The sequence below is a fragment of the Nostoc sp. DSM 114160 genome (assembly GCF_053470305.1).
Genome location: NZ_JBPFGO010000004.1, coordinates 574,206 through 598,565, shown reverse-complemented (window position 1 = coordinate 598,565; position 24,360 = coordinate 574,206). Strand labels below are relative to the sequence as shown.

Genomic DNA, 24,360 nt, shown 5'->3' with positions numbered 1-24,360 from the left:
TTGTATATTTTTTTATTTGTCAGTCCCTAAGTGTTTCAGTTTTCTATCTGTCGCAATCATTTTTCACGCTTGGTATAACATCCCTATTTACTGTTCGGTTAGGTTTTTTCAGGAAAAAGCTATGAAAAAACCTGCTAATCTTTTAAAAAGACTAGCAGGCATGGCTTATCATCAATCGGAGCGGCGGGATTCGAACCCACGACCTCCACTACCCCAAAGTGGCGCGCTACCAAGCTGCGCTACGCCCCGGTCAGAATTCCTATTATATAGCAAAACTGTAGGTTAATCAAGAGGTAATTTTAAAAAACCTTAAGCATCCCACTAGCTTGCAGTAAATCTGGAACAGCAGAAGCATTCCATTTACCTTCTACACATCGCCCTGTATTTAGGATGAAGCGCAGACTATAATCATGAGGATAGCCTTGCACTTCCATCCATAATAAATCGCTTTCGGCTTCACAAGTAATTTTTTCCTCTTCCATCAATTCAGTTGCGAGTTGCTTCATGGTGTCTGCTAGCTGTGCTAGTAGACGACAAAAATCATTTAACTCAGCTTCGGTTAACTCAATTGCCCAATCATCTGTACCAACTAAACCTTTAAACTCAGGTGTATCGGGGTTCCAGCCAATACGCCAACCCAATCCGGTTTTAACAACGCGTTCCATTCAAAGTAGGCTTGTGCATTCTCAGGTTAAAGTTTTAAAAGTTATCCGCCAACTAGTAATCACAAATCATACTTGAAAAATGCCGTGTTTCAAGCTTGACAAAAGTACACTTACATAAGGTACGCTAATGTAGGTTTTGTTTGCGATCGCCTATAGTCATCTACAATTTGTAGGTGACGAAAATAACGTGAAAACAAGCTTTCCAGACATCAATTCTGAAAATTAAATCAAAAAATAATTATTCATTGCTAAAAAACTCCGGTTTTTTTGGCTCTGTGATGATAAATAAAAGTAATACTGTTGAATCGCGTGCTTCGTACCGCGAAGGATTACTGAAATTCTTCGCTGCTTTTAAGATGATTACTAAACATCAAACAACATCTGCTACCAATCAGCTTTTTGCTGGGGATGCTTCTTTGCCACAAAAAAAGGCTCTACCACAAAACTTACTTTAGATGTATCTAAGTAACTATGCTGATAAAGTGTAAAGATTTCACAGTATCTTGCAGCCAATTTTAAAGGAATCGCAAAGGACTTGGTGCCAATTTGGCAAGTTTTTCTCCCAAATATGAGATATTAGTAGATTGTAGAAATCTTTATTCTTATTCACATCTCTCTTCTTGCATTAGTTCCTATCTACTAAAACTCTTAAGACCAAGCAAATTTGACACGATAAGTTTAAGTAATTTAATGAAGTAGGAAATAATACATGGTATTATCACTGTCTTCTCATAACGTTATCCAGTATCTGCAAGACGCGGGTCTGTGTAGCTCAGAAGATGGCCCATCAGACAAATCTGAGTTGCCAGGAAGTAGTCAGAAAAATTTCAATTTACTAGTGACTTTAGCAGATAATCGCCAACTGCTCATTAAACAAGAACGTAACGTTAACAACAATGACGGCGCGCCTCATGAATTGTTTCAGGAGTGGCTGTTTCACCAGTTGTTACAACAGTTTCCAGTTCTAGGTAACACTTCAGCAATTGCGCCATTGGTAGTGCATTTTGACGAAGAAAATTCGATTCTTGTCCGTAGTTACTTGAATGAATATCTAGAGCTTGCGACATTCTACCACAACAATGAGATTTTTCCACAAGAAATTGCCTCTGCCATCGGCACAACTTTGGCGGGACTGCATCGCGCCACCTACAACCGCCGAGAATATCGGGATTTTATGGCAACTGCTCCCCAAGGAGAGTTTCGCTACGGGTTTTACAATCCAGCGCAAGGGGTAGGGTCAATTGGGCCGGAGATTTTTGGGACTGTTCCCACAGATGCACTGAAATTCTATGTTCTCTATCAACAATACGAGAGTTTGTCATCTGCGATCGCAGATTTGGCATATAGCTGGAATCCTTGCTGCTTAACTCATAACGACCTGAAATTGAACAACATTTTGGTTCATTCCAGATGGGAGCAATTAGACAATTGTCTTATACGACTAATTGACTGGGAAGCTGGTTCTTGGGGAGACCCCAGCCTTTGATTTAGGAACTTTACTGGCAAGCTATTTAGGAATTTGGCTTAAGAGTCTGGTAGTAGACCCCACCATTGAGTTAGAAGAATCTCTACATTTGGCGTTAACACCGTTAGAGATTTTACAACCTTCAATTATTGCCTTAATTAGGGCTTATATAAATGCTTTCCCGATGATTTTGGAATACCGCAGTGACTTTATTTCGCGGGTTATCCAGTTTGCGGGGCTGGCACTAATTCATCAAATTCAGGAGATGATTACCTGCCGTAAACATTTTAATAATGTTGAACTGTGTATGCTGCAAGTAGCTAAAAGTTTACTTGTAATGCCAGAGCAAGCTGTATTGACCATCTTTGGGATGTCAGAGTCAGAAATCCTGAATCCTGTAGCAAAGATTCATAAATTTCCTCAGCCTGTAAAGGAGCAGCAGTTACTTCGGATTTATTACGAAAAAACTCGGCTGCGTGGTTGTTAGTAATAAAGTAGCAGAACAATTCAAAAAGAACACATAATTCTGAATTATGTATTCCGACTCCTGAATTCTATTTTGTTAAAGTTTGATTTCTGAATGGATTAATGCTAAATTCCTCTATCAATCAATCGCTAAATTCTCTATTTGATATTGCTCAGAATATCCAGATTGAGTCAAATTTTTGTATTTACCATCCAAATTATCAACCATTCGGTCTGCCGACTAAAATAGCCGATAGATTTCAGCAAAATTCTGTAGATTTACAACAGAAGTATCTCACTCTCCTGCTGCGAAATTTTCTCTATGGAATCTATCACAATGGCTCCCTGCAAAGTACTTTGGCAGTCAATACTGATAATACTAATCGCCCGCAAAAGCATAATTTAGCAGATAATTCTATTTTAGAGATTGACTGGGACTTTTACGAGCAACTGCACGCCAGTAATCACGGCATAGGTTACTTTGACCCTCAATGGCAGGTGTTGCGGAAAGAACCTGATGGGACTATGGCGGTGACTAAAGGCGGTTTAACACTTTATGTTGAGCCAGATTGTCATCTAGAATCCAGTAAAAAATCTACCAAAGTTGGTGATATGGTAGGAATCTGGATGCCCAAAAATCGACTGCAAAATGGCTGTTACTTAGCAGTTAGCAATGTTGGACAGGAACGGCAAAGCAACCCAGACGCCGATTTAGGAGCAGGGCGAATCTACTTTAACTTTACGGCATCTGGTGCGATCGCTCTCATGGAAAGCTTGACGCTGCAACTAAATGCAGCCTCGATTCCCTTTAGCTTTCAAGTTCTCCACAACCCCTCTGCATACGGACGCTATGATTCGGGGCTACTTTACTTTGAACTGCCCGACTATCCAGCAATCCGCGCAATCCTTCAGACTGTTTATATCGAAAATCAATTTCATTTCCAGCCCGAAATTCCTTTGTTTACCAAATTTTTAGCTCCAGGGTTAGGTTTAGCTGAGGAACCAACCCAAAAATTTGCCGCACAAGAAAGTTTTGGGATGAACCGTTGCCAAATCGTCGCTAATGCTTTGTTGGAAGCTTGGCAAAAAGGTAAAAATGCGATGGAGGAAAGGATGAGGGTTATTGACCAACACTTTGCGCGGCATCTAATAGATTTGCAGCGTCCTTATCTCAATCCCAGTTCTAAGGATATATATCAGCCGTTAAATTGATTAATTGGGTATGGGGCATTATTTGTCATTTGTCATTTGTCATTTGTCATTAGTTATTCTCCCCTGCTCCCACTTCGGCTACGCTCAGTGACCACCTGCTTTCTGGTCAGTGAGCGTAGCCGAAGTGCTGCTCCTCCAATCTCCATTCAAAATTCCACAATTACCGGCACATGGGTCGCTAGGTTGAGTTAACTTTCTCGGCGCGACATCAATAATGCAACTTGTAGCACGCTGATACAGGATGGGCGTGAGATAGTGATGGTCAATTCGCCAACCTAAGTTACGACGGAAGGCGGCGGAGCGATAATCCCACCAGCTATAATTTCCACCCTCTGTGGTGAATTTGCGAAAAGCATCGGCAAATCCCAGTTTCAGAATATCCCGTAAGGCTTGGCGCTCTGTTTCTGTTGCCATAATGTGATTTTCTGTACTCACTTGCTCGTGAATATCCTTATCTTCTAAGGCGATATTGAAGTCGCCGCACACACAAATTGCGGATTCTGACAACACCAGCAATCGCAAATACTCGTGTAGCGCTGTCAACCAACGCAGTTTGTATTCGTATTTCTCCGTTCCTACCGCTGCGCCATTAGGAACATATAAGTTTACAATCCGCACGCCATCAATTACACCTGTAATCACGCGCTTTTGCTCGTCCCATTCGTGATGTAAATCTGGCAAAATCGCCCTAAACCCGCTACTGACATTTAGGAGTGGCTGGCGGCTAATCAGGGCTACACCGTTATAAGATTTTTGCCCTGACATATAAAGGTTATACCCTAACTGCTCAAAAGGCGATCGCGGAAATTCAGCATCCACAACTTTGGTTTCTTGCAAGCAGAGAACATCAACAGGATTTAGGGTTAACCAATCAATAACCTGTTCTAGGCGAGTGCGAATTGAGTTGACGTTCCAAGTAGCGATTTTCATTAGTTAATTATCAGAATTTTTGTAAATTACTAATTACAAATTATGTAATTATTGTACAATTACTTAATATTTATATTTTCTGTTATCTTTCCCAATTACCTTTAAATGAAGCTCTAATGGCTTGATCCCATTGAATATTTTAGTATTGTCAGCTACTAAATATTCAATTTTGTAAGTTTTACTACAAAACATTCTACCTCTTTATGATCCCCAAGACAGATGCAACAAATAATAGATAGCTATACGGTTAGAAGTGTGGCTCAGAGTTGACTTTTGCCGATAGTCAGTTAGATTTGTTGGCAGAAAATTTGCGGTAGGGTTAACCGTTATTGCGCTTTTGATAGCCTATAAGGTTAATTTAAATGTCAAAAGAGTAAGTACAAATGCTCTTTACTCATAAAATAACGATCTAGTTCATTATTGAGGACAAGTTCATAGACTGAACCAGAAAAACTTATGAAAATCGCTCAAGTTGCCCCCTTATGGGAAAGGGTTCCACCTCCTAATTATGGAGGAATAGAATTGGTGGTGAGTCGCTTGACTGATGAACTTGTTCGTCGCGGTCATGAGGTAACTTTATTTGCCTCTGGTGATTCTCAAACTTTGGCTAACTTAGAAGCAGTTTATCCACGTGCATTACGCTTAGACCAAAATGTGAAAGAGTATGCAGTGTACGAAATGCTAGAACTAAGCCAAGTTTACCAGCGTGCTGACCAATTCGATATTATCCATTCTCATGTAGGGATTTCGGCATTACCTTTAGCGAGTTTGATAACAGTAACTGCTACAGTCCACACCCTGCACAATAATTTTACAACTGACAACCGTCACGCATTTACTTATTACCAAAAGCAACCATACATCAGCATTAGTAACTCGCAGCGTCAAATCGATCTTAATTATGTTGGCACGGTTTATAACGGAATTGAGCTAGCAGATTACCCATTTGTAGCCCAACCGTTAGAACCTGGATATTTAGCGTTTTTAGGTCGTTTTTCGCCAGATAAAGGCCCGCAACATGCGATCGCCATTGCTAAACAGAGTGGTTGGCGCTTGAAGATGGCAGGAAAGGTTGATGCAGTACACTCAGAGTTTTTTGAACAAGAGATTGCTCCCCACATAGATGGTCAGCAAATCGAATATCTCGGTGAAATTAACCATGCCCAAAAAACTGAACTTCTGGGTAATGCTGCCATTACTCTTTTCCCCATTAACTGGCAAGAACCTTTTGGTTTAGTAATGATTGAATCAATGGCAAGTGGTACGCCAGTAATTGCCATGAATTTCGGCGCCGTACCTGAAGTTATTGCTCACGGTAAAACAGGTTTTATCTGCAATAACTATGCAGAAATGGCGGCAATGATTCCACCAGCTTTGGAACTCAATCGTCAAACCTGTAGAAAACACGTAGAAAACAACTTTAGCGTTAGCCAAATGGTTAACGGATATGAAGCTGTTTACAGACAAATTATAAAAGACCGCATAGAATCGAATGGCCGCATTCATGCAGCTAACATCCAGTTTTAATCAACTGCTTTTTTGACTTAGTTTAAAACAACAATTTTTTAAGGAGGACATTGGTATGAGTACGAGAGCCAACACTTGCCCATGCTGCGGTGGTTCCCTCCTGCGTCATGCCCGTCATGGTGAACTCTATTGGTTTTGCCTGTCATGCCGACAAGAAGTACCGCTGTTAACTGCTACTCGCCTGCCTAATGTGGAAACCCGGAACACCGGAGTAGTTCCTCAGCCAGCGGTGAATACCTAGTTTTTGAATATATAAAAGCTACTAAAAATCAATACTGATTTAGTTTAAACCTATCAATAAGCCTCAACTGATAAAATCGGATGGAGCTAATTAATAGGTTTAAAGTTTTGTTAGCAGCGTTACTTTATGGTCAAGAAAATTTACGCCTAGAGGAAGTTTCTGACCCGACTCCGGCGGCTGGAGAGGTTGTAATCCAAGTGGGGGCTGCAACAACTTGCGGTACTGATTTAAAAGTCTGGCGGCGTGGTGGGTCATGCCAGGATGCTGATCCCGCCAACCCTGTTTGGTCACGAAGCGGCTGGGCAAATTGTTGCCTTGGGTAGAGGAGTGACAAATTGGCAAGTAGGCGATCGCGTTGTCGCTAATAATTCTGCTCCCTGCATGAAATGCTTTTTTTGTCAACGTCAAGAATATTCCTTATGTCCAAATTTGACCTGGAATAATGGGACCTTTGCCCAATACTTGAAAATTCCTGCACCGATAGTAGAACATAATTTGTTGCAGATTCCCGATGAGTTGCCGTGGGAATTGGCAGCGATGACGGAACCTTTAGCTTGTGTGTTGCATGGTGTAGCGCGTTCTAATATTAAGCCCAAAGATAAAGTAGTCGTGTTAGGAGATGGGGCGATCGGGTTAATGTTTGTGGCGGCGTTGAGTGAGAAAGCTGAGGTTTTGCTGTGGGGAGGTAATAACCACAGACTAGAAATTGGTCAGAAATTGGGTGCAACCCAGACTTTTAATTATCATCAAATCTCAGAGATTCCCAGTGTAGTGAAAGAACTTACCCAAGGATGGGGTGCAGATGTAGTAATTGAAGCCACCGGTGTCCCAAGTGTTTGGGAAACTGCGATCGCCTGCGCCCGTCCTGGTGCAACAGTCAACTTATTCGGTGGATGTCCACGAAATACCAGCATTACTGTGAATACAGAACAGCTACACTATAGCGAACTTACTATCAAAGGCGTGTTTCATAATACACCAGAGTATGTGCGATCGGCCCTTGCACTCATAGCTAGTCGCAAAATTCCCTTTGAGTTACTTATTAGCGAACAACGACCATTAAAAGATTTAGAACAGGTGTTTTGTGAAATGAAAGCGCGTAAAGTAATTAAGGTAGCAATGATTCCTTAGTTAACCCGTCTTATGGATTAATCAAATTTTTATAATAATTGCATCTCTACCACCTAATAACTAAATCCTTATGGCAAACACTATTTCAATTACCGATTCTTTAGTTCCTAATCCCGTTCCTAAATCAACAATTATTCGTTTAGAGAATATCTTTAAAATATATGGCAGTGGCGAAACTGAAGTTAAAGCACTTAGCGATGTGAATTTAACTATCCACGAGGGCGAATATTGTTCAATTATGGGACCATCTGGTTCAGGTAAATCTACAGCCATGAATATTATCGGCTGTCTAGATCGACCCACAGGCGGACATTATTATTTAGATAATATTGATGTGGCGCAAATGGATGATAAATCCTTGGCACACATCCGTAATAAAAAGCTGGGTTTTGTCTTTCAACAATTCCATTTATTACCTCAACTCACAGCATTAGAAAATGTGATGCTACCAATGGTTTATGCTAGTGTGAATCCGAAAGAAAGAAGCGATCGCGCTACAGTTGCCTTGACGCGAGTAGGTTTAGCAAATCGCCTCAACAACAAACCCACTCAACTATCTGGCGGACAACAACAAAGAGTAGCGATCGCCCGTGCGATCGTCAATCGTCCCCTGGTACTCCTCGCCGATGAACCTACAGGCGCACTTGATTCGCGCACAACCCAAGAAGTCTTAGATATTTTTGGCGAACTCAATGCCAGTGGAATTACAGTTGTCATGGTGACACATGAACCAGAAGTCGCCCGTCAAACCCAGCGCATCGTTTGGTTCCGTGATGGTCAAGTAGTACACTCCAACCTCACCCCAGCCGACTTGAGTCAGTTAGCTGTCTCGTAAGTTCTAAAAGTCCGCAGAGGCGGACTTTAGTTTGTGTTGCAGCGACTCTAGTCGCCAAGTGAAGATTATAAACTTGATGTTTTCCCAGTTTCTGCTTGCGTTGCGATCGGCTTAACATCGGTGTAACCTACTTCACCAGCTATTGTCCGAAACACTGACATTTGCTCTTCAAAATCTAGTCCTTCAATTTGGGAAAGCAGATCGTTAACTGCCTTACTTGGCTGGTAGCTAGCTGGTATTCCAACCACTGTATCTCCCATAGCTACCGCCCAAGCATACCAAACTAGCAACTGGTTATTTTCTTTTATCGCCCCATAAGCACGAGAATATTCTGTGTCTTTGCGGTTAACAATATCCCGCATAATTTCTAGTTGCTCATCGTCGGATAATTTAAAATAATCTCCTAGTAGAAGTGGTGCTAACTCTGGTTCGGCCGCAGCAGGGGCAGCTGGTGTGATAGAATCACCCATTTTTTTATAAACAAAATAGAACCAGGCTAATTTGGCATCGGTATCTAAGGCGTTAAACGCATCCACCAATTTTTGAGTTTCATTGCTCTGAGCTTGAGAAATAGTTTTATCGTAACTTGCAGTCATTATTGTTTGTCTCCAAAATAATTTAATAGGCCAAACTAAGTGGTATCAAAGTTTGATTGTCAAATTCTACTACCGATAGAAATAGTTAAATTAATTGGAAATTCTAGCTTTAATCTACCTTTTAATAGAGGTAAAAGTCTCCCCCAGGAAGCAAGAAAGCAGCACATTACTTGGCTATAATCGCTCTGAAGCAATAAAAAATTTACCTAAGGTTTTAATTATGCCTGATGAAGAAGTGAAGCCCAATTTAAATGAAGCTTCCACCCAGGATGCACAATTAGCTGCCGATAACATAGCTAGTGGTGAAGAAGAAGCGCCAACGGTGGATTTTGATGCTGATTATACAGCTGCACAAAAATTCAGCGTAAGTGAAGTCGATCGCACAGGTAAAGGTGCAGCAGCAGCCGAAGCAGCTACTGCACCTGAACAGAAAACCTCTCAGCCACAAAAGACAACAACTCAAACTCAGTCAACTGGCAATCCTGATGATTTTAAAGAGTCAGCAAAAGAAGTTGGGAATTCTCAGACTGAGGTTGTAACCGATGTTAGTGATGATTTAGTAGAAGAAGCTTTGGAAAAGGGTGAACGGAAAAATTAATTTTCCCTGATATTTTGCTATTTTGTCAGATGGGCAATGTCACCAATATGAAAATTGAAGTTCTCAGTATTGGTAGACATTGCCCACTCTAGTGTTTGGATCGATTGTTCATCCGCTTTTAACTATTTGACTATTTATTAATTAACGACTGTTCATCACTTCTAGTAGTTCGCTAGGTTGCTGAATTAAATAATCTGGATTTTGCTTGGCTAGTACTTCCGGTGAGTTAAAGCCCCAAGTGACTGCAATCACTTGGATATTTGCTTTTTTTGATGCTTCTATATCTCTGGTTTCATCTCCAACATAAATAACCTCTTGAGGTTTGAGTTGCTTTTGCCTCAAGACATTATTTATAATAGTTGTCTTGCCAAAAATTGTAATTCCTGAGTAAATAAAATCAAATAGGTGATTTAAATCATTGATTGTGAGGAATTGCGTAACATTTTCTTTAGAATTAGAAGTGATAATACCCAGTTTATATCCTTGATTTTGGAGTTCTGTTAATGCTTCCTTAATACCCAGAATGGGCTTTAATTCTGGTATTTTGTTTTTTAATTCCCCTTTAACTTGTTTAACTAGAAAAGGGATCTTAAATAGAGAAACTCCTGAGTACTTAATGATTTCCCTAGATGTTAAGTTTTTGAGAAAGGCTAATTGTTCTGGGCTTATTTGTTTATAACCAAAGTCTATAGCTAAACGATTAGCAATACTTACAAGGGCATCTACTGTATCAGCAATTGTGCCATCAAAATCAAAAATAATTACTTTCTGGGTCATTCTTCTGCTTGGATGCGTCAAGATTAGCTAGGGCGTTGCGTCGTAACATTTCTGGCTTAATCCGCCGCAAGGCAGATGCTGGAAATCGTTTATCCCACTCCCGATCTGAGATTTGGGCTAATTCTAGCAGGTGGGGAGCAATATTCACTGGATTTGGCTGAAACTCTTCAATATCAGTTGTTTGGGCAAAACGTTGATTCCAAGGACAAACATCTTGGCAAATATCGCAACCAGCAACCCAACCTTGCAAATGAGGTGCGATCGCCTCTGGCAATTCCTTGTCACGATTTTCAATGGTATGATAAGCAATGCAGCGATTAGCATCGACAACAAAAGGCTGAGTAATTGCACCAGTAGGACAAGCCTGAAGACAACGAGTACAGCTACCGCAGTGTTCTGTGTGTGGGCGATCGCTCTCTAATTCTAAATTGGTCAACACTTCTCCCAAAAATACCCAAGAGCCATATTCTGGTGTAATCACATTACCATTCTTGGCAATCCAACCAATTCCGGCAAGTTGTGCCAACACTTTATCTTGCACGGGGCCAGTATCTGCATAATAAAGAGCTAATACGCCTGGATCGAGTGATTTTAGCCATATAGATAGCTGCTTGAGTTTTCTATGCATCACCTTGTGATAATCCCTTCCCCAACCATAACGGGAAATTTTGGCGTATTCCTCACTTTCAGGACGTTGATGTGGTGTGTAGTAATTCAGCGCTACACACACTAGCGATCGCACCTCTGGCATCACTAAGCGGATATCCTGACGCTTTGGATTAGCCATCCATTTCATATCAGCGTGATAACCTAGTTCAATCCATGCTTGCAACCTCTGCGCTTCTGTGGCATTTACCCGATCTACAGCAGTAATTCCAACTTTGTGAAAGCCCAACTCGCTGGCTTTTTCTTTCACTAGACTGCTGCTCGTTACAGAATACTGATTCATTTTTTTATCTGGATTTTGCCTAAATAAAGGCGTTTTAATTATATATGATGTAGCCAATACCTTTAATTAAGATTTTTTAACTGCCCGATATATAGCCTGTCTTAAACTGCACAGTAGTTCAAAACTTCTATCGTTAGGAAGATTTATTAAGATGTAGCAATCTATTTCAATAGCAGCTTTTTTTTTACTTATTTTTGTATTGAAATTAATATTCAGATAGGATAATACAGGTAATTTTATGACCTCTGCTGAATTTATATCGCCAGCGCAGTTTCAAGCAGAATTCCAGATTGAGGGAATTACAGAATCAAGCGTACTGCGTTATTTTGAAACCTTAAATGCAGGAGAATTTGAGGCAACTGCTGCCTTATTTGCGATAGATGGTGTGATGCGTCCGCCATTTGAATCCGATCTTGTCGGGACAGATGCGATCGCAGCCTACTTAAAACAAGAAGGTCAAAACATCAAAGCTTACCCGAACACAGGAATAGCCGAGACTTTAGAAAATGGAGATATCCAAGTCCAGGTAACAGGCAAAGCACAAACTTCGTGGTGTAGTGTCAATGTCTTGTGGTTATTTATTCTCAACCAACAACGACAAATTTCTTATATTAGAATCAAACTTTTAGCTTCCCCCCAAGAGTTACTTAATTTACGTCGTGAAAAGTAAATAGCAAATAACTACAAAGGGCAAAGTTTTAAACCAATATTTATCACCCAGTTACATAGGATTCATGGCTTTATTCTGATTCCTGAGTTCTGAATTATTCCTCATAAATGCATGACTTGAAAAATAGTAATACCAATTTGAAAAAAGAATGCGACAGATACATACGGACATACCTTTGTTCTGTCTAGCTTTCTTAATGCATGAATTTTGTTAGAACCGGCGGCAAGCGAGTCCGCGTACCCCTACGGGGAAGCAAGCTACGCTTTTAGCGTCTGTCTGCGACAGGCTCTTCGCGTTCGTAGAGAGCGTCATTTTGAATGCGTGAATTGGTATAACTTTTGTCTATGGGACTAATTCAGGTAAAGTAGCTTCTAACTTCAGACAGTTAGCACCATTAACCTGCAACTTGTAATCTACTTTATCCATGAGACGATTCATAATCAGCCAACCATAACCACCTTCTTGCTTTTCCATCGGGTTTGGAGCGTAGTAGTTAGACATGTCAAAGCCTTCGCCGTAGTCCCAAATTTCTAAGGCAAAATCCCGGTCTTTCACTTCTAAACGCAGCAATATGGGTAAATTTGGTTGCTCCTTGTGGGCATGACGGACTGCATTAGAGTAGGCTTCCACTAAAGCCAGTCTCAAACGACTTGATTGTCGCGACCAATCCACAGATTCCCCTAGCTGAATTTTCAAACATCCCAACAACCAGTTTTCAACAATATTTAGAAAATTCAAGTCGCTTGGTACATGAAGCTCACTTTTCATGACTTACAAAATCTCCAGTGAAAGTATAGTTTGATCGTCTTCTTGAACGTTATTATCTGCCTGGATGCGAGCTAGTAAATGGTTAAGAGAAAGTGGTTGTTGCTCTTGTTGTAAGAGTTGCCAAAGACCATCTTGATTCAGCATCGAACGGTTTACTGACTCAACCCCAACCTCAGTTTTTACTGTTGAATCAGGATTATTTGATACCATTGCTTCTGTAATTCCATCGCTGGCTAGTAACAATGTGTCCCCAGCAGCGAGAACCAAGCGACCAGACTGTGCCTGCCACTTAGGCAAAATCCCCAAAGGAACGCTGCGAACTTTCAGGTAATTGGGATTTTCGACTAAAGCACCTTGGCGTGACCATAATATTGGGTAAATATGACCAGCATTAGTGTAGACCAGTTCTTTTGTGCTAGGGGTATAACAGGCTAACACAAGAGTGACAAAATAATTGTTGCTAATTAAATCTTCACTGAGAGCGTGGTTGAGGTTCTGCATGACCACATTCGGCTCTGCTGGTGTCTCTTGAGATAATTCTCGGCGCAAAACTGAAATAATACTAGCCATAAATAAAGCTGCTGGGACGCCCTTGCCAGAAACGTCACCCACCGCTAACCACAAGTCGCCTTTGGGATGGACAAAAACTTCAAAAAAATCGCCTCCTACTTCTCGCGCTGGATAACAACAGGCTTGTACCTTCACACCTTTAATGTCAGGTAAACTTTGGCGTAGCAGATTGTATTGAATTTGGCGAGCCACCTCTAACTCAGTGTGAATCTGCTGTTGCTTTTCTTGGAGGCGTTGGTAGAATTTTGCTTGGGAGAGAGCTAAGGCTGCTTGTTCGGCAACACCTGCAATTAGTTGGATGTCTTCGTCTTCCCAAGGGCGATCGCGTCCCCATTGGTGGAGGGTTAGCACAGCCAACAGATGCTGATGGTAGCTAAGTGGCACAACTAGGTGATGACCAGGATTACCGTCATATATATCTTGAGCAAGTTGATAATGACGGGTTTCCAGCACCTTTTCTGTTAAAACACTGGAGTCGAAGGAGGAATCTAATAGATCGGATTTCGGATCGCGGTAGAAAAACTCGTCTTGTGTGAGGCGATCGCCCTCTACTGGTTTGAGCAAGCAACTGGTAGCTTCAAATGTTTCTCCAATAGTTGCGACAATTTTTTGCAGCATACTATCGTAGTCTAAAGATTCCCGAATCGCTGTTGTTACCGCATTAAACAAAGATTCTCGCCGTAGGGCCCGACGCAACTCTTGGGTGCGCTTCTTAACTAGGCGATATGTATCACTAGCTTGCTCAACTAAGCTTCTGAGCCGTTCTGGATTCCAGGGTTTGGTAATGTACTTGAATACCTGACCGGAGTTAATCGCATCTACCAAATCTTCAACATCAGTAAAACCAGTTAACAAAATCCGAATCGTGTCTGGAAACCGCTCTACGGTGCGACTAAAAAATTCAGTCCCATTCATTTCTGGCATTCTTTGGTCAGAAATAATTACCGCCATTTCGCCAAATTGATTCAAGATTTCCAAAGCACCAAAGGCATGATTGGCTTTATATACTTGAAAATCTCGCCTAAAAGTGCGGTAGAGTAAATCTAGGTTATCTGGCTCATCATCTACCACCATGAGCTTAGGTTTGTCCGTAACAATCTCAGCCATATTTGACTTTTGTTTTCATATATTTGAATGGCGAGATAGTATGATGTTTATCTCACCTAATAAATAAGAGAAAATCAGAGAAGTCATTTACTTTGAAAATATAACTTTTCAAAGCTGTGAGTTTCCCTTGATTATCCTCAATCGATCCACACCAAAATTAAATTTATCCAACTAACCCAGAACGCAAGGCGCGGACTGCTGCCTGGGTACGGTCATCGGCACATAGCTTATTCAAAATATTGCGAACGTGAGTTTTAACAGTGCCAACTGTGATGTAAAGTCTTTCCGCAATTACTGCATTACTACAACCTTCGACAATCAACTGTAACACTTCCAATTCCCTTTCTGTCAGGGTGTAAGGTTGAATTTCTTCCAAATTCTCAAAAGAATCTGGGTTAGGAGCAATAGTCTTGGAATCGACCAAAGCCGATTCCAACTTTTGAGGATTTTGTTGCGCTTGTTGTAATACAATCCGAGCGATCGCTGGATCGATCCAGGCGTTGCCATTGTAAGTTACTCGTACTGCTTCCAGCAAATTATCAAATTTGATATCTTTCATACAGTAAGAGTCTGCACCAGCGGCAAAAGCTGCCAACACCGCTTCTTTGTTATCCCGCAACGTCAAAATTAACACTTTTGTAACTAGCTGCTGGCCATTAGTAGTAGATTTTACCTCCCGTGTTAACTCAATGCCATCTTTATCTGGTAAACCAATATCGACAATGGCAATATCTGGTTGTAGCATTTTTAACATTTTTAGACCCTCAGCAGCATTAGCAGCTTCACCTACAACTTCAATTTCATCCTTTTGCTGTAGTGCTGTACGAATACCCACACGAGTTAGGTCATGATCTTCAATCAGAGCGATACGAATTTTACTCATAGCCAACTTCAGCCCGTTACACTATAACCATAAAGTCGAGTTTCGTGACATACTCCCACACTAGCTGCAAGCAGTATAGTGGGGGCTTTTATTCCCGGAACCAGAGTTGCGAGTTGAGCGTTTTATACTGAGTGAATTTACACTTTAACAATAAAAGTTGAACTGGTTTAGCCCAAGTACAAGCGCCCAAGATTAATAGACAGAGAAGTGAAATTAATTATGTGTTATCTAAAACCCTTATATATTACGTAGCAGGGCTGCGTATATACATTCTTGTTCACTATTATGTCTATTTAGTTTAATTATGCTTACTCTCGTTGCAGGGCAAAGGGGAATCTCTTTCGCCTAAGTTCTAATATAAAAAAATTTGATAAACTTAACATTCATGCAAAATCTGGTGTGAGTATTACTTAAGAATAGGCTATGTCTAACGGCAATCAAGCATTTTCAGTGTTGGGAATACCAGTTCATGTGATGGCTGACTATCCAGGCTGGTTGTTAGAATGCCTGCACACAGGCAGAGGAACTCATGTCGTAACGCTCAATGCAGAAATGACTATGCAGGCAGAGCGAAACCAATTATTAGCTCAGGTAATTAAAAATGCTGAACTAGTTATTCCAGATGGAGCTGGAGTGGTTCTGTATTTACGGTGGCTGTTATGGCAAAAAGTGCAGCGGTTTCCAGGGATTGAATTAGCAGAAAAACTTTTGCAAGCCCTTGGACAACAAAAGACAGGGACAAAGATATTTTTCTATGGAGGAGCGCCCGGAGTGGCGGCAAATGCGGCAGATTTTTGGCAGCAGCAAATTCCAGATTTGAATATAGTCGGCACTCACTCAGGCTACCATTCTCTAGAAGAAGAAGCACTATTGCGACAAACTCTGGCTCAATTGCAGCCACAAGTGATTTTTGTTGGTTTGGGAGTGCCGCGTCAAGAGTTATGGATTGCCGAAAACCGCCATTTGTGTCCCCAAGCAATTTGGATTGGCGTTGGTGGTAGTTTTGATATTTGGTCGGGAACTAAAACTCGCGCTCCCGCCTGGTTAGGAAATAATAATTTGGAATGGTTGTATCGCCTTTATCAAGAACCTTGGCGCTGGCGGCGGATGTTGGCTTTGCCAGCGTTTGCTGTGAAAGCGTTTGTTTATCGTTTGACAGCAAGAGGTGCAATTAGTTAAGAGTGCTGAGTTATAAGTTCTGAGTTCTGTTAGCGGAAAGCTAAGGTTTAGCCCGTGCTGAGTTCTGGGTGTTCTTACTTAGTTAGTATTAAAGTCTTGAAAAACTTTTAAATTTTCTTTGTTGAAATTTAAATTCCCAGGCGAAACCTGGGAATCCTTATTTTGGGGAGAATGTTACATCTAAGCAGGCAAACTGTTTAGTTGTGGGTATGAGGAAAGTTTAACAATGCCAGTATTAACAACTCAAGTTAAGAAAGACTTTTCCGTTCACGGAGAAGACAGTGAAACTCAACAGCACGGTAGCAATACTACAAAGGTACAATTGCAATCTGTAACCAAGACTTATGCTAATGGCACTCACGCCTTATTGAATGCAAACCTTGAGGTAAAAAAGGGAGAATTTCTGTTTATCACGGGGCCAAGTGGTTCTGGTAAATCAACGCTCTTGAAACTACTATATGGCCAGGAGTTTCCTACACAGGGAGAAGTAATTGTTGATGAATGTAATGTAGCGGATTTGCGGGGCGATCGCTTGTCATTATTGCGGCGACGAATTGGTATTGTGTTTCAAGACTACAAACTCATTACCCAACGAACAGTAGCAGAAAATGTCACTTTTGTGCTGCAAGCTCAAGGGTATACCCGTAAAGAAATTCAACGACGTTTAGAACCAACCTTAAAGTTGGTAGGTTTGCTGAGTAAAGCTGACTACTTTCCAGATCAACTGTCTGGAGGAGAGCAACAGCGGGTGAGTATTGCCCGTGCGATCGTTAGTACACCACCCCTACTGTTGGCCGATGAACCTACTGGAAATCTCGATCCAGATAATTCTTGGCAAGTAATCCAGATTCTCCAGAAGTTAAATTCCTTTGGGGCTACGGTAATTGTCACTACCCACGATGAACAATTGGTACGCAGGTGCAATCATCCGGTAGTGCAAGTTCGTAATGGAACGTTGTCTCGAAAATAGTTATTTGTCATTGGTCATTGGTCATTGGTCATTAGTCATTAGTCATTGGTCACTTGTACTGAGCGTAGTCGTTGGCGCAGCCTCTCGTAGAGAAGTATTGGTCATTGGTCATTTGCAAAGGACAAAGGACAAAGGACAAAGGACTAATAAACGTGGTGTTTGACTTTTGATGATACGGGTACGAAAGGTACTGCTGTTTTGGGGGGTGGGACTTGTAGGCGATCGCAGGCTTGTAAACTCTTAAAAGCTGCCTCTCGCACTACAACTTCTTCCTCTCGACTGAGTAGGAGTTGCAAGCATTGGACAATACTTTGCTGCACTGAAGAGTCAACTCGCTTACGGCTGATGAATTTACTTAGTTGACCTAGAGCAATCAACCGCTTCAAAGGATCTTTTTCTGTTAAATTCATCAACAAGCGATCGAGGTGGTCTTCTCGATTTTCAGAGAAGTTGACAATTTGCCATACCAATAAAATTAAAGTTAACAGGGTTCCCACACCTTGAGCGATCGCACCAGCAGCAATCCAGTGACTCTGAGAGTCGGCCCATATTGCCGCTGCCATGTAAGTGCTGACAGTAGCAATACCACCACTGATGACTGCTAAAACTAACCGACGATTTGAACTATTTAAGAACTTACGTATTTTAGACCAGCGCAATTGCCAGTCCCACTCCTGCATTGAGTAAACCAATACCATTACTCCAATGCCGATCAAAAGAGCCAGTAGCAGTTTCCAGTTCCACAACAACATGGCAATGATAATTGTCAGGAACCCAAGAAAGCCCCCAGGGCCAGAGAAACGTTTAAATGTTTGCTGCTTTATGGCTCCCTTTGTCTTGAATTTTGGAAGCGACCAGTTACAGTTGGGGATTTGGTTGATCAATTGCTGCCAAGAAGACGAAGCCTGTGCCACAGTGTTTACCTACTTGATTATGAAATTACCTATTGTATAAGTTTTACTATGGATGAAGAAAGAATGAAGGCTGAAATCACAAAATGCCCGATTTAATAGACGGATAGTAGACTAATACAGCACAGCGCCAATTAACATACCATTTTCAATCGCTCAGAGCAAGGGCATCTTGTACGTAAGTCTTAATTAAAGACAAAAACGAAAGTTATCAAGGGTGAATTGCCCATCAAAAGTACAAAAGGTAACGCTGTAAATGTTATTCACATTTATAGATAATAAGGTATTGGGGGAAATTGGCGAGTCGGAATTGGCAAGATTAGAGCCTGGTAGTGCAGTTTGAGCGAGTAGTTGCTGATCGCGATCGTAGGCGGAAAGCACTAGCCGTTGCGAACTAGTGACAAAGGCGCTAACCGAGTTCACTGGACGCAAGAAGGTAGCTTCTAAAAATCCGCTTTTGGGCGCTCCCATTAAGACTATTAGCCCTGAATAGGTTGGAAATGCTGGATTTGATGGCTGTATTGCTAGACAATTGTGAAAAATAACTCCCCAACGTTCATATTGGCGCTCTACCGCTTCAAAACACTTCAAGTCTTCTAAGTCTAAACAAATACAAGTAGGTACAGTAAGTCTAGTAGCATCAAGAGCTGGTTCAACCTCACCCCGCCTAGCTGAAGCTTTAATTTCGTTTTGTATATTCGAGTTGTCAAGCGCAAATTTAGGGTCTTCAATCGTTGGTAGTTTATTTGATTGAAGAGTAGCCTGCTTTACCATGACATCCCGCCTTACTATTACTTAGATAAAATTAGATTATTTATACATTAAAAGCTGTATTTTCTACATATATAAGTAGAATTAACAGGTTATTAAAATAAGCGTTTTAACTATTTTTGACGTGTTGACGCTCAAAATTATTTATCGGTTTTTTGATAGACTACCATAAAAACTTATGCTGGATTCACGCTGGAGCGATCCTCGTTACCATGAAAAACCCTTATAAAACAGTAATTTCAACGTTCCGTTACTTTATTTTTATGAAAAAAAGCACCAAATCTTTACAAGTAATCCAGTAATTTTATATCTACTTAATCTGACGCTAGCGAGAAGTCTGAGAGTGATTGGTTCGCTGATAATAACAATGAGTGGGGAGTTTGAACTAGACACATGAAGAATGCTGAGTTAGAAGACTGCCTACAAAGGACGTTGCTCTTACTAAGTACACAAATATTAAGTGCTTTTTAATTTACTCAGCACTGAGTGCGGTCAACATCTAGGGTGACTAAAGGGGAGGCGGAGAAATTATCGAATCTTCTCTTCGTGCGCCTGCGCCTCAGGTATCGTGTCTTACTTGTGCCAACGAATCACTACAGTCAACAAAAAAACTTATGTTTCAACCACTAGGATTTGAACAACGCTCTATAAATACCTCACTAGGTAGAATGGTATATTATACTGCTGCTGGAGCGCCTTGGGAGGATGATGTGACTGCCAAAGACGATCGGGAAACTTTGGTATTCCTACACGGCTTTGGTGGTGGGTCTTCTGCTTATGAGTGGTCGAAAGTTTATCCAGCTTTTGCGGCTGAATATCGGGTCATTGCGCCAGATTTGCTCGGTTGGGGTAGGTCTGAACATCCAGCACGGAGTTACAAGATTGAGGATTATTTGACCACGATTCGGGAGTTTTTCGAGCAGACTTGTACTGAACCAGTAACAGCGATCGCTTCTTCTTTGACCGCAGCATTTACAATTCGGGTAGCAGCAAATCATCCTGATTTATTTAAGTCTTTAATTCTTACCACCCCCGCCGGACTTTCTGACTTTGGCGAAGACTACTCTAGGAGTTTTTTTGCTCAGTTAGTTAGCGTTCCCATTGTCGATCGTTTACTTTACAGCACTGGAATTGCTACTAGTGGTGGTATTCGCAGCTTTTTAGAACAACGGCAATTTGCTCAATCCAATCGAGTTTACGAAGAAATTGTAGATGCTTATCTACAATCTGCCCAACAACCTAATGCTGAGTATGCAGCACTGTCCTTTGTACGTGGCGATTTGTGCTTTGATTTATCCCTTTACATTCAACAATTAGTCACTCCCACTGCGATTATTTGGGGACAAAAGTCGCAATTTACAGGCCCCTCAATTGGTCGCCGCCTTGCTGAAATCAATCCCTTAGCAATCCGATTTTTTCAACAGTTGGAAGATGTCGGATTGACACCACAGTTAGAATTGCCAGCAGTGACAATTGGGTTAATTCGCAAATTTTTGCCTTTGCTTAATTAACATGAGTAGTAGAGACGCGTTCGCCTCAGTGCGCTAACGCGTCTCTACATTCTTTTTCACCAGACGTTTAATAAGATTTCTAGAGAAAATATTATCAACAAAAGTGATAATACTATTTGTCTTTCAATCTGATATCAATGACAGTTGCATTGAAGTTGTAGTTAAAGCCTTCTAATTCAAATGGCATCCCAATTTTAACTTTACTGTTACCTAAAACTGGCCCGTTTTCAGTAACTTGGGCTTTACCATCTAAAGTTAAAAGAAAATCTGTACTGTAATTATTGCTCTTAGGATCTGGCAGTTCTTTAACAGTGCCATCAGGTTGGGAAACATTAACTGTTCTAGGTAGCTGTTGAATGGATTTAATTTCAATCTGTCCGTAAGGCTGATTGCGGATAATCACATTGGTTTTCCCACCTTTTTTTAAACCATTGTCGATTAATTTTTCCGGGTCGCGTACATTCAAACCACGAACTACTAAGTCTACTTCTATGGGTACTGTTTTCGCGCCAACTTGGGCAACAGAACCAGAAGTGCCAGGAAAAATAAAGATGCCAAAGATAACTAGCAAAATTACCAGTAAAGCACCTAAATCTAGGAGATTGATTTTGCCAAACAAGCGACCTTTTGAATCTAAAATAGCCATAAAAAGTTTTCCGAGGTAATAGCGAAGTAATGGATTGTAGCCAGAAAGTTTTCGATAGAAACAGTAATTTTCCCTATTTGGTAATAACTCAAAGTATTCAAGGGTTGCAGTTATGCGACAGTTTATCACGAGTTCATAATTTCCGAAGAGCCAGCAGCTAACCCTGAAAATTTTACCTGTTATAGCAGATTTCAAGGAAAGTGAGGTACACAAGCTCGCGTCTGTTATCCATATATCAAGCGTGTTTGACTCTTGAATTCTGAATTCTGCTGTAATCCTCACGCGCCTAGAAAGTAAAATCTAGTGTTTAGGGCTATCTCTAGAGAGAATCTCTAGCCTCCCGCAGTTCGGTAGATTTGAGTCAAGATTATCTGTATAACAACTCCTTTGATATTGAGTTAAGAATGCAACTTAGAATACTTTAAATCCGTCTCATAATTTGTCCCCTCATTTTATGTTCTTCCGAAATAATCTTCAAAGCGTATTATGTTCAACTGGAAAGGTTTTGCTGCAAATTACCGTGTATGGCGGCGTCGCTGGTTTTATCCCCTAATTTCAGTGGTAGTCGCCCTGAGTCTGTGCCTGAGTACACCCTTGCCTGGAAGAACTTTAGATTTCTTACCTCTTTTACTCCAAGGAGTTCAGGCATTTCAGCTTTCTAATATATCCCCTAATCAAGAAGTTGATCTTGGTAAGCAGATTAATCAGGAATTGGTCGGCAGTCAAGTCCGACTTTACCGCAATCCCGAAGTGAATCGTTATGTAGAACAAGTTGGTCGGCGTTTAGCAGCGAATAGCGATCGCCCCGATCTACCCTATACTTTTCAGATAGTTCAAGATGAGTCTATTAACGCTTTTGCGACCTTGGGCGGCTATGTATATGTCCACACGGGTTTGCTGAAAACCGCAGACAATGAAGCGGAACTAGCAAGTGTACTCGCCCATGAAATTGGTCACATTGGCGGGAAACATGTAGTCAAGCAGATGCAGCAAAAAGCCCTCGAAAGTGGTCTATTAACGGCGGCTGGCTTAGATCGAAATGCCGCAGTGCAAATTGGTGTACAGGTAGCACGGGACTTACCACGCAGTCGTAAAAACGAATTTGAAGCCGATCAAAGAGGACTACGAACTTTGACACGTACTGGTTATGCCCAGTCAGCAATGGTCTCTTTTATGCAAAAGCTGCTGAAAAAGGGCGGTTCCACTCCGACATTTTTGAGTACACACCCCGGAACTAGCGATCGCATTGAAGCCCTTAGACGTGCAATTAACGCTCAACCTAGTAATGGAAAATCTGGCTTGGATAATGCTAGTTATAAAGCAAATATTCGACCATTAGCGAAGTCTTAAGGGAACTGGGAAAGAGGAGGCAGTGCATCGCTACGCCCAACAACCAAGCAGGGGGCAGAAGTTCTAAAATGTTTGAATTTTGAATACTTCGGCTACGCTCAGTACAAGTTTTGAATTTTGAATTGATTTCTCCCCCTGATTTCAAATATTCCTCAATTCCGATTGCGGCGATCGACTTTAATTTTGGCTGGATCGACTGTACTTACAACCTCTTCTAAAGGCAGGGTACGGATATAGTTTTTAAAGATATTAACTTGATAAACCAACTGATTTGTGACATCTAGTCCAGTCAACCAGCCACTCCGGGGATGATAAGCGCCAGTATCTATGTCTAGCCATCCCTTTCCTTGGGCCAGTTTACCAGGAGAAACACCCGGCAGGGTAAAAGTAATGGTGTGACCGATGATAATTTGTTTATCTGGAAAGTAGGGTTTTTCAATGCTGTGAAAATCCTCTCGTATCCAGCACAATTCATCGGCAGTTTGTTCTGTCACTGACTTGGAAGGGTCAACACCAGCGTGAGTTAACCAAATATCCCCCAAGTCAAGGTATGTAGGCAAAGCTTTTAACCAATCCAGATGGTCATCAGGAATGGGAGCCTCGTGGTAACTGGCCACGGTAGCTTGCCCTCCACCAAACAGCCATGCCTGCATCGTCGAGGAGGAAGTCCTTTCATTGGTCAGAATGTTTAATAACATCTGCTCGTGATTTCCCAACAAACATGGGTAGTTATTTTGTTTGACAAAATTAACTACTTGTGCGCTATGAGGGCCGCGATCGATTAAGTCTCCCAGAAAATAGACTCGATCTTCTGACGTGGGGGCGATCGCCTCCAACAGTGTCATTAAACCTTCATAGTGTCCATGCACATCCCCAATTACAATTCGTCTGGGGCTAGTTTCGCTCATTGTCTCTTAGCTGCAATAGTTTTGGCTAATACTTCTGCTACAGTTTACGCTGTCTGCTTTCCGCAATGAAAGGTAAAAATACTGGATAATGCTTATTTTAATTTAATTTTTGTACGAGTAATAAACTTAACTTATCAAATATATACAACAGCAATTGTTTTTCAGATATAACTTATAATAACGATGGCGTAAGACTAGCTTTTTCTGCTAATTTAAACTACTTAGCCGAGAATTTAAGCTCTTGCCATATTCATCACTTTTAAGTTCACAATGTCTAATGGTTTTTCTGCTGAAATTAGTTCGCGCATCTGCAAGCACATGAATGACGATCATGCTGATGCTGTAGTTATTTATGCTAAAGCTTTTGGTGGTGTCACAGATGCGAACGCAGCCAAAATGCTGTCAATTGATGCACAGGGTATGGATTTAACAGCGCAAGTAAATGGGGAAGCTGTCCCAGTTCGCATTCAATTCGATCGTGTTTTAATAGATGCGGAAGACGCTCATCAAACTTTGATTGCAATGGTGAAGCAGGCGCGGGTTCAGGCTAAATAAGAAATGACAAAATAATTGACACTAAATATGCGATTAAATGTATCGCATATTTTTGTACATATAGCAATACTAGACTGGGGAAAGGTTAAAGGTTAAAGGGGAAAGGAAAATTTCATAGCTTTACCCCTTCTCCTTTTCCCTTTTTCCCAAACCAAATTCCAGTTTAAAAT

At 41.2% G+C, this 24,360-nt stretch carries 23 protein-coding genes, 1 tRNA gene and 3 pseudogenes; 14 read left to right on the top strand and 13 right to left on the bottom strand.

Annotated features, from left to right (window positions below; genetic code table 11):
* Positions 1-175: 175 nt before the first annotated feature.
* Positions 176-249, bottom strand: a tRNA-Pro gene (locus NSTCB13_RS34420).
* A 50-nt stretch (positions 250-299) separates the two neighbouring features.
* On the bottom strand, positions 300-665 hold the full coding sequence (locus NSTCB13_RS34415; RefSeq protein ID WP_448266800.1) for a DUF1818 family protein: 366 nt from the start codon (positions 663-665) through the stop codon (positions 300-302).
* Positions 666-910: 245 nt separating this feature from the next.
* Between NSTCB13_RS34415 and NSTCB13_RS34410 the strand changes: the two genes are divergently transcribed.
* The 3 genes and pseudogenes from NSTCB13_RS34410 (at position 911) to NSTCB13_RS34400 (ending at position 3,807) form a co-directional block, all read left to right on the top strand.
* Positions 911-1,120, top strand: coding sequence for a hypothetical protein (locus tag NSTCB13_RS34410; protein WP_448275509.1), 210 nt, complete (start codon positions 911-913; stop codon positions 1,118-1,120).
* A 254-nt stretch (positions 1,121-1,374) separates the two neighbouring features.
* Positions 1,375-2,617, top strand: a pseudogene (locus tag NSTCB13_RS34405) (phosphotransferase family protein).
* A gap of 101 nt (positions 2,618-2,718) precedes the next feature.
* Positions 2,719-3,807, top strand: coding sequence for a T3SS effector HopA1 family protein (locus tag NSTCB13_RS34400; protein WP_448275508.1), 1,089 nt, complete (start codon positions 2,719-2,721; stop codon positions 3,805-3,807).
* Positions 3,808-3,953: 146 nt separating this feature from the next.
* On the opposite strand, the pseudogene xth reads toward NSTCB13_RS34400, so the two are convergent.
* A pseudogene (xth, locus tag NSTCB13_RS34395) lies at positions 3,954-4,737 on the bottom strand (exodeoxyribonuclease III).
* A gap of 456 nt (positions 4,738-5,193) precedes the next feature.
* On the opposite strand from xth, the gene NSTCB13_RS34390 reads away from it, so the two are divergent.
* The 4 genes and pseudogenes from NSTCB13_RS34390 (at position 5,194) to NSTCB13_RS34375 (ending at position 8,471) form a co-directional block, all read left to right on the top strand.
* Positions 5,194-6,264, top strand: a complete 1,071-nt coding sequence (locus tag NSTCB13_RS34390) for a glycosyltransferase family 4 protein (protein WP_445626170.1) — start codon at positions 5,194-5,196, stop codon at positions 6,262-6,264.
* Positions 6,265-6,319: 55 nt separating this feature from the next.
* On the top strand, positions 6,320-6,505 hold the full coding sequence (locus NSTCB13_RS34385; RefSeq protein ID WP_104909358.1) for a hypothetical protein: 186 nt from the start codon (positions 6,320-6,322) through the stop codon (positions 6,503-6,505).
* Positions 6,506-6,612: 107 nt separating this feature from the next.
* A pseudogene (locus NSTCB13_RS34380) lies at positions 6,613-7,636 on the top strand (zinc-dependent alcohol dehydrogenase).
* Between the two features lie 70 nt (positions 7,637-7,706).
* Positions 7,707-8,471, top strand: coding sequence for an ABC transporter ATP-binding protein (locus tag NSTCB13_RS34375; RefSeq protein ID WP_448266803.1), 765 nt, complete (start codon positions 7,707-7,709; stop codon positions 8,469-8,471).
* A 65-nt stretch (positions 8,472-8,536) separates the two neighbouring features.
* On the opposite strand, the gene NSTCB13_RS34370 is transcribed toward NSTCB13_RS34375, so the two are convergent.
* On the bottom strand, positions 8,537-9,067 hold the full coding sequence (locus NSTCB13_RS34370; protein ID WP_445626168.1) for an orange carotenoid protein N-terminal domain-containing protein: 531 nt from the start codon (positions 9,065-9,067) through the stop codon (positions 8,537-8,539).
* Between the two features lie 220 nt (positions 9,068-9,287).
* Between NSTCB13_RS34370 and NSTCB13_RS34365 the strand changes: the two genes are divergently transcribed.
* Positions 9,288-9,665 carry a hypothetical protein gene (locus NSTCB13_RS34365; protein ID WP_448266804.1) on the top strand — a complete coding sequence of 126 codons (378 nt, stop codon included), beginning with the start codon at positions 9,288-9,290 and terminating at the stop codon, positions 9,663-9,665.
* A 141-nt stretch (positions 9,666-9,806) separates the two neighbouring features.
* On the opposite strand, the gene NSTCB13_RS34360 is transcribed toward NSTCB13_RS34365, so the two are convergent.
* A complete protein-coding gene (locus NSTCB13_RS34360; RefSeq protein WP_322697244.1) occupies positions 9,807-10,442 on the bottom strand; it encodes an HAD-IA family hydrolase in 636 nt (211 codons plus the stop codon).
* Positions 10,417-11,391, bottom strand: a complete 975-nt coding sequence (gene queG, locus NSTCB13_RS34355; protein ID WP_445626165.1) for a tRNA epoxyqueuosine(34) reductase QueG — start codon at positions 11,389-11,391, stop codon at positions 10,417-10,419. The genes NSTCB13_RS34360 and queG overlap by 26 nt, the downstream gene beginning before the upstream one ends.
* A gap of 238 nt (positions 11,392-11,629) precedes the next feature.
* On the opposite strand from queG, the gene NSTCB13_RS34350 reads away from it, so the two are divergent.
* Positions 11,630-12,061, top strand: a complete 432-nt coding sequence (locus tag NSTCB13_RS34350; RefSeq protein WP_445626164.1) for a ketosteroid isomerase family protein — start codon at positions 11,630-11,632, stop codon at positions 12,059-12,061.
* A gap of 342 nt (positions 12,062-12,403) precedes the next feature.
* Here the strand turns inward: NSTCB13_RS34350 and NSTCB13_RS34345 are convergent, their stop codons facing one another.
* The 3 genes from NSTCB13_RS34345 to NSTCB13_RS34335 form a co-directional block, all read right to left on the bottom strand.
* The gene (locus tag NSTCB13_RS34345) at positions 12,404-12,829 is read right to left on the bottom strand and encodes an ATP-binding protein (RefSeq protein ID WP_322697241.1); all 426 of its coding nucleotides are present in this window, start codon (positions 12,827-12,829) and stop codon (positions 12,404-12,406) included.
* Between the two features lie 3 nt (positions 12,830-12,832).
* Positions 12,833-14,506, bottom strand: coding sequence for a SpoIIE family protein phosphatase (locus NSTCB13_RS34340; RefSeq protein ID WP_445626163.1), 1,674 nt, complete (start codon positions 14,504-14,506; stop codon positions 12,833-12,835).
* A 163-nt stretch (positions 14,507-14,669) separates the two neighbouring features.
* A complete protein-coding gene (locus NSTCB13_RS34335; protein WP_448275506.1) occupies positions 14,670-15,389 on the bottom strand; it encodes a response regulator in 720 nt (239 codons plus the stop codon).
* Between the two features lie 423 nt (positions 15,390-15,812).
* Between NSTCB13_RS34335 and NSTCB13_RS34330 the strand changes: the two genes are divergently transcribed.
* Together NSTCB13_RS34330 and ftsE are read left to right on the top strand one after the other, a co-directional pair.
* Positions 15,813-16,568, top strand: coding sequence for a WecB/TagA/CpsF family glycosyltransferase (locus NSTCB13_RS34330; RefSeq protein WP_445632007.1), 756 nt, complete (start codon positions 15,813-15,815; stop codon positions 16,566-16,568).
* 226 nt (positions 16,569-16,794) lie between these two features.
* On the top strand, positions 16,795-17,538 hold the full coding sequence (ftsE, locus tag NSTCB13_RS34325) for a cell division ATP-binding protein FtsE (RefSeq protein WP_445632006.1): 744 nt from the start codon (positions 16,795-16,797) through the stop codon (positions 17,536-17,538).
* A gap of 143 nt (positions 17,539-17,681) precedes the next feature.
* Here ftsE and NSTCB13_RS34320 read toward each other — a convergent pair whose 3' ends face one another.
* Together NSTCB13_RS34320 and NSTCB13_RS34315 are read right to left on the bottom strand one after the other, a co-directional pair.
* Positions 17,682-18,452, bottom strand: a complete 771-nt coding sequence (locus tag NSTCB13_RS34320) for an armadillo-type fold-containing protein (RefSeq protein WP_448275504.1) — start codon at positions 18,450-18,452, stop codon at positions 17,682-17,684.
* A gap of 186 nt (positions 18,453-18,638) precedes the next feature.
* Positions 18,639-19,223: a hypothetical protein gene (locus NSTCB13_RS34315; RefSeq protein ID WP_448275502.1), complete on the bottom strand. Its 585-nt coding sequence runs from the start codon at positions 19,221-19,223 to the stop codon at positions 18,639-18,641.
* A 611-nt stretch (positions 19,224-19,834) separates the two neighbouring features.
* Here NSTCB13_RS34315 and NSTCB13_RS34310 point away from each other — a divergent pair.
* A complete protein-coding gene (locus NSTCB13_RS34310; RefSeq protein WP_448275501.1) occupies positions 19,835-20,731 on the top strand; it encodes an alpha/beta fold hydrolase in 897 nt (298 codons plus the stop codon).
* Positions 20,732-20,843: 112 nt separating this feature from the next.
* On the opposite strand, the gene NSTCB13_RS34305 is transcribed toward NSTCB13_RS34310, so the two are convergent.
* Entirely contained in the window at positions 20,844-21,377 is a 534-nt protein-coding gene (locus NSTCB13_RS34305) for a DUF4330 domain-containing protein (RefSeq protein ID WP_448266810.1), read from the bottom strand.
* Positions 21,378-21,863: 486 nt separating this feature from the next.
* Here NSTCB13_RS34305 and NSTCB13_RS34300 point away from each other — a divergent pair, with 486 nt between their 5' ends.
* Entirely contained in the window at positions 21,864-22,727 is an 864-nt protein-coding gene (locus NSTCB13_RS34300; RefSeq protein WP_448266811.1) for a M48 family metallopeptidase, read from the top strand.
* A gap of 152 nt (positions 22,728-22,879) precedes the next feature.
* Here the strand turns inward: NSTCB13_RS34300 and NSTCB13_RS34295 are convergent, their stop codons facing one another.
* Complete coding sequence (locus NSTCB13_RS34295; RefSeq protein WP_445632000.1) at positions 22,880-23,635, bottom strand: metallophosphoesterase family protein; 756 nt, start codon at positions 23,633-23,635, stop codon at positions 22,880-22,882.
* Between the two features lie 270 nt (positions 23,636-23,905).
* Between NSTCB13_RS34295 and NSTCB13_RS34290 the strand changes: the two genes are divergently transcribed.
* Positions 23,906-24,190: a DUF2470 domain-containing protein gene (locus tag NSTCB13_RS34290; protein WP_445631999.1), complete on the top strand. Its 285-nt coding sequence runs from the start codon at positions 23,906-23,908 to the stop codon at positions 24,188-24,190.
* The last annotated feature ends 170 nt before the right edge of the window (positions 24,191-24,360 follow it).

Coding starts and splice junctions, on each gene's coding strand:
- NSTCB13_RS34415 (WP_448266800.1), bottom strand. CDS start 665: ATGGAACGCGTTGTTAAAACCGGATTGGGTTGGCGTATTGGCTGGAAC.
- NSTCB13_RS34400 (WP_448275508.1), top strand. CDS start 2,719: ATGCTAAATTCCTCTATCAATCAATCGCTAAATTCTCTATTTGATATT.
- NSTCB13_RS34390 (WP_445626170.1), top strand. CDS start 5,194: ATGAAAATCGCTCAAGTTGCCCCCTTATGGGAAAGGGTTCCACCTCCT.
- NSTCB13_RS34385 (WP_104909358.1), top strand. CDS start 6,320: ATGAGTACGAGAGCCAACACTTGCCCATGCTGCGGTGGTTCCCTCCTG.
- NSTCB13_RS34375 (WP_448266803.1), top strand. CDS start 7,707: ATGGCAAACACTATTTCAATTACCGATTCTTTAGTTCCTAATCCCGTT.
- NSTCB13_RS34370 (WP_445626168.1), bottom strand. CDS start 9,067: ATGACTGCAAGTTACGATAAAACTATTTCTCAAGCTCAGAGCAATGAA.
- NSTCB13_RS34365 (WP_448266804.1), top strand. CDS start 9,288: ATGCCTGATGAAGAAGTGAAGCCCAATTTAAATGAAGCTTCCACCCAG.
- NSTCB13_RS34360 (WP_322697244.1), bottom strand. CDS start 10,442: ATGACCCAGAAAGTAATTATTTTTGATTTTGATGGCACAATTGCTGAT.
- queG (WP_445626165.1), bottom strand. CDS start 11,391: ATGAATCAGTATTCTGTAACGAGCAGCAGTCTAGTGAAAGAAAAAGCC.
- NSTCB13_RS34350 (WP_445626164.1), top strand. CDS start 11,630: ATGACCTCTGCTGAATTTATATCGCCAGCGCAGTTTCAAGCAGAATTC.
- NSTCB13_RS34345 (WP_322697241.1), bottom strand. CDS start 12,829: ATGAAAAGTGAGCTTCATGTACCAAGCGACTTGAATTTTCTAAATATT.
- NSTCB13_RS34340 (WP_445626163.1), bottom strand. CDS start 14,506: ATGGCTGAGATTGTTACGGACAAACCTAAGCTCATGGTGGTAGATGAT.
- NSTCB13_RS34335 (WP_448275506.1), bottom strand. CDS start 15,389: ATGAGTAAAATTCGTATCGCTCTGATTGAAGATCATGACCTAACTCGT.
- NSTCB13_RS34330 (WP_445632007.1), top strand. CDS start 15,813: ATGTCTAACGGCAATCAAGCATTTTCAGTGTTGGGAATACCAGTTCAT.
- ftsE (WP_445632006.1), top strand. CDS start 16,795: ATGCCAGTATTAACAACTCAAGTTAAGAAAGACTTTTCCGTTCACGGA.
- NSTCB13_RS34315 (WP_448275502.1), bottom strand. CDS start 19,223: ATGGTAAAGCAGGCTACTCTTCAATCAAATAAACTACCAACGATTGAA.
- NSTCB13_RS34310 (WP_448275501.1), top strand. CDS start 19,835: ATGTTTCAACCACTAGGATTTGAACAACGCTCTATAAATACCTCACTA.
- NSTCB13_RS34305 (WP_448266810.1), bottom strand. CDS start 21,377: ATGGCTATTTTAGATTCAAAAGGTCGCTTGTTTGGCAAAATCAATCTC.
- NSTCB13_RS34300 (WP_448266811.1), top strand. CDS start 21,864: ATGTTCAACTGGAAAGGTTTTGCTGCAAATTACCGTGTATGGCGGCGT.
- NSTCB13_RS34295 (WP_445632000.1), bottom strand. CDS start 23,635: ATGAGCGAAACTAGCCCCAGACGAATTGTAATTGGGGATGTGCATGGA.
- NSTCB13_RS34290 (WP_445631999.1), top strand. CDS start 23,906: ATGTCTAATGGTTTTTCTGCTGAAATTAGTTCGCGCATCTGCAAGCAC.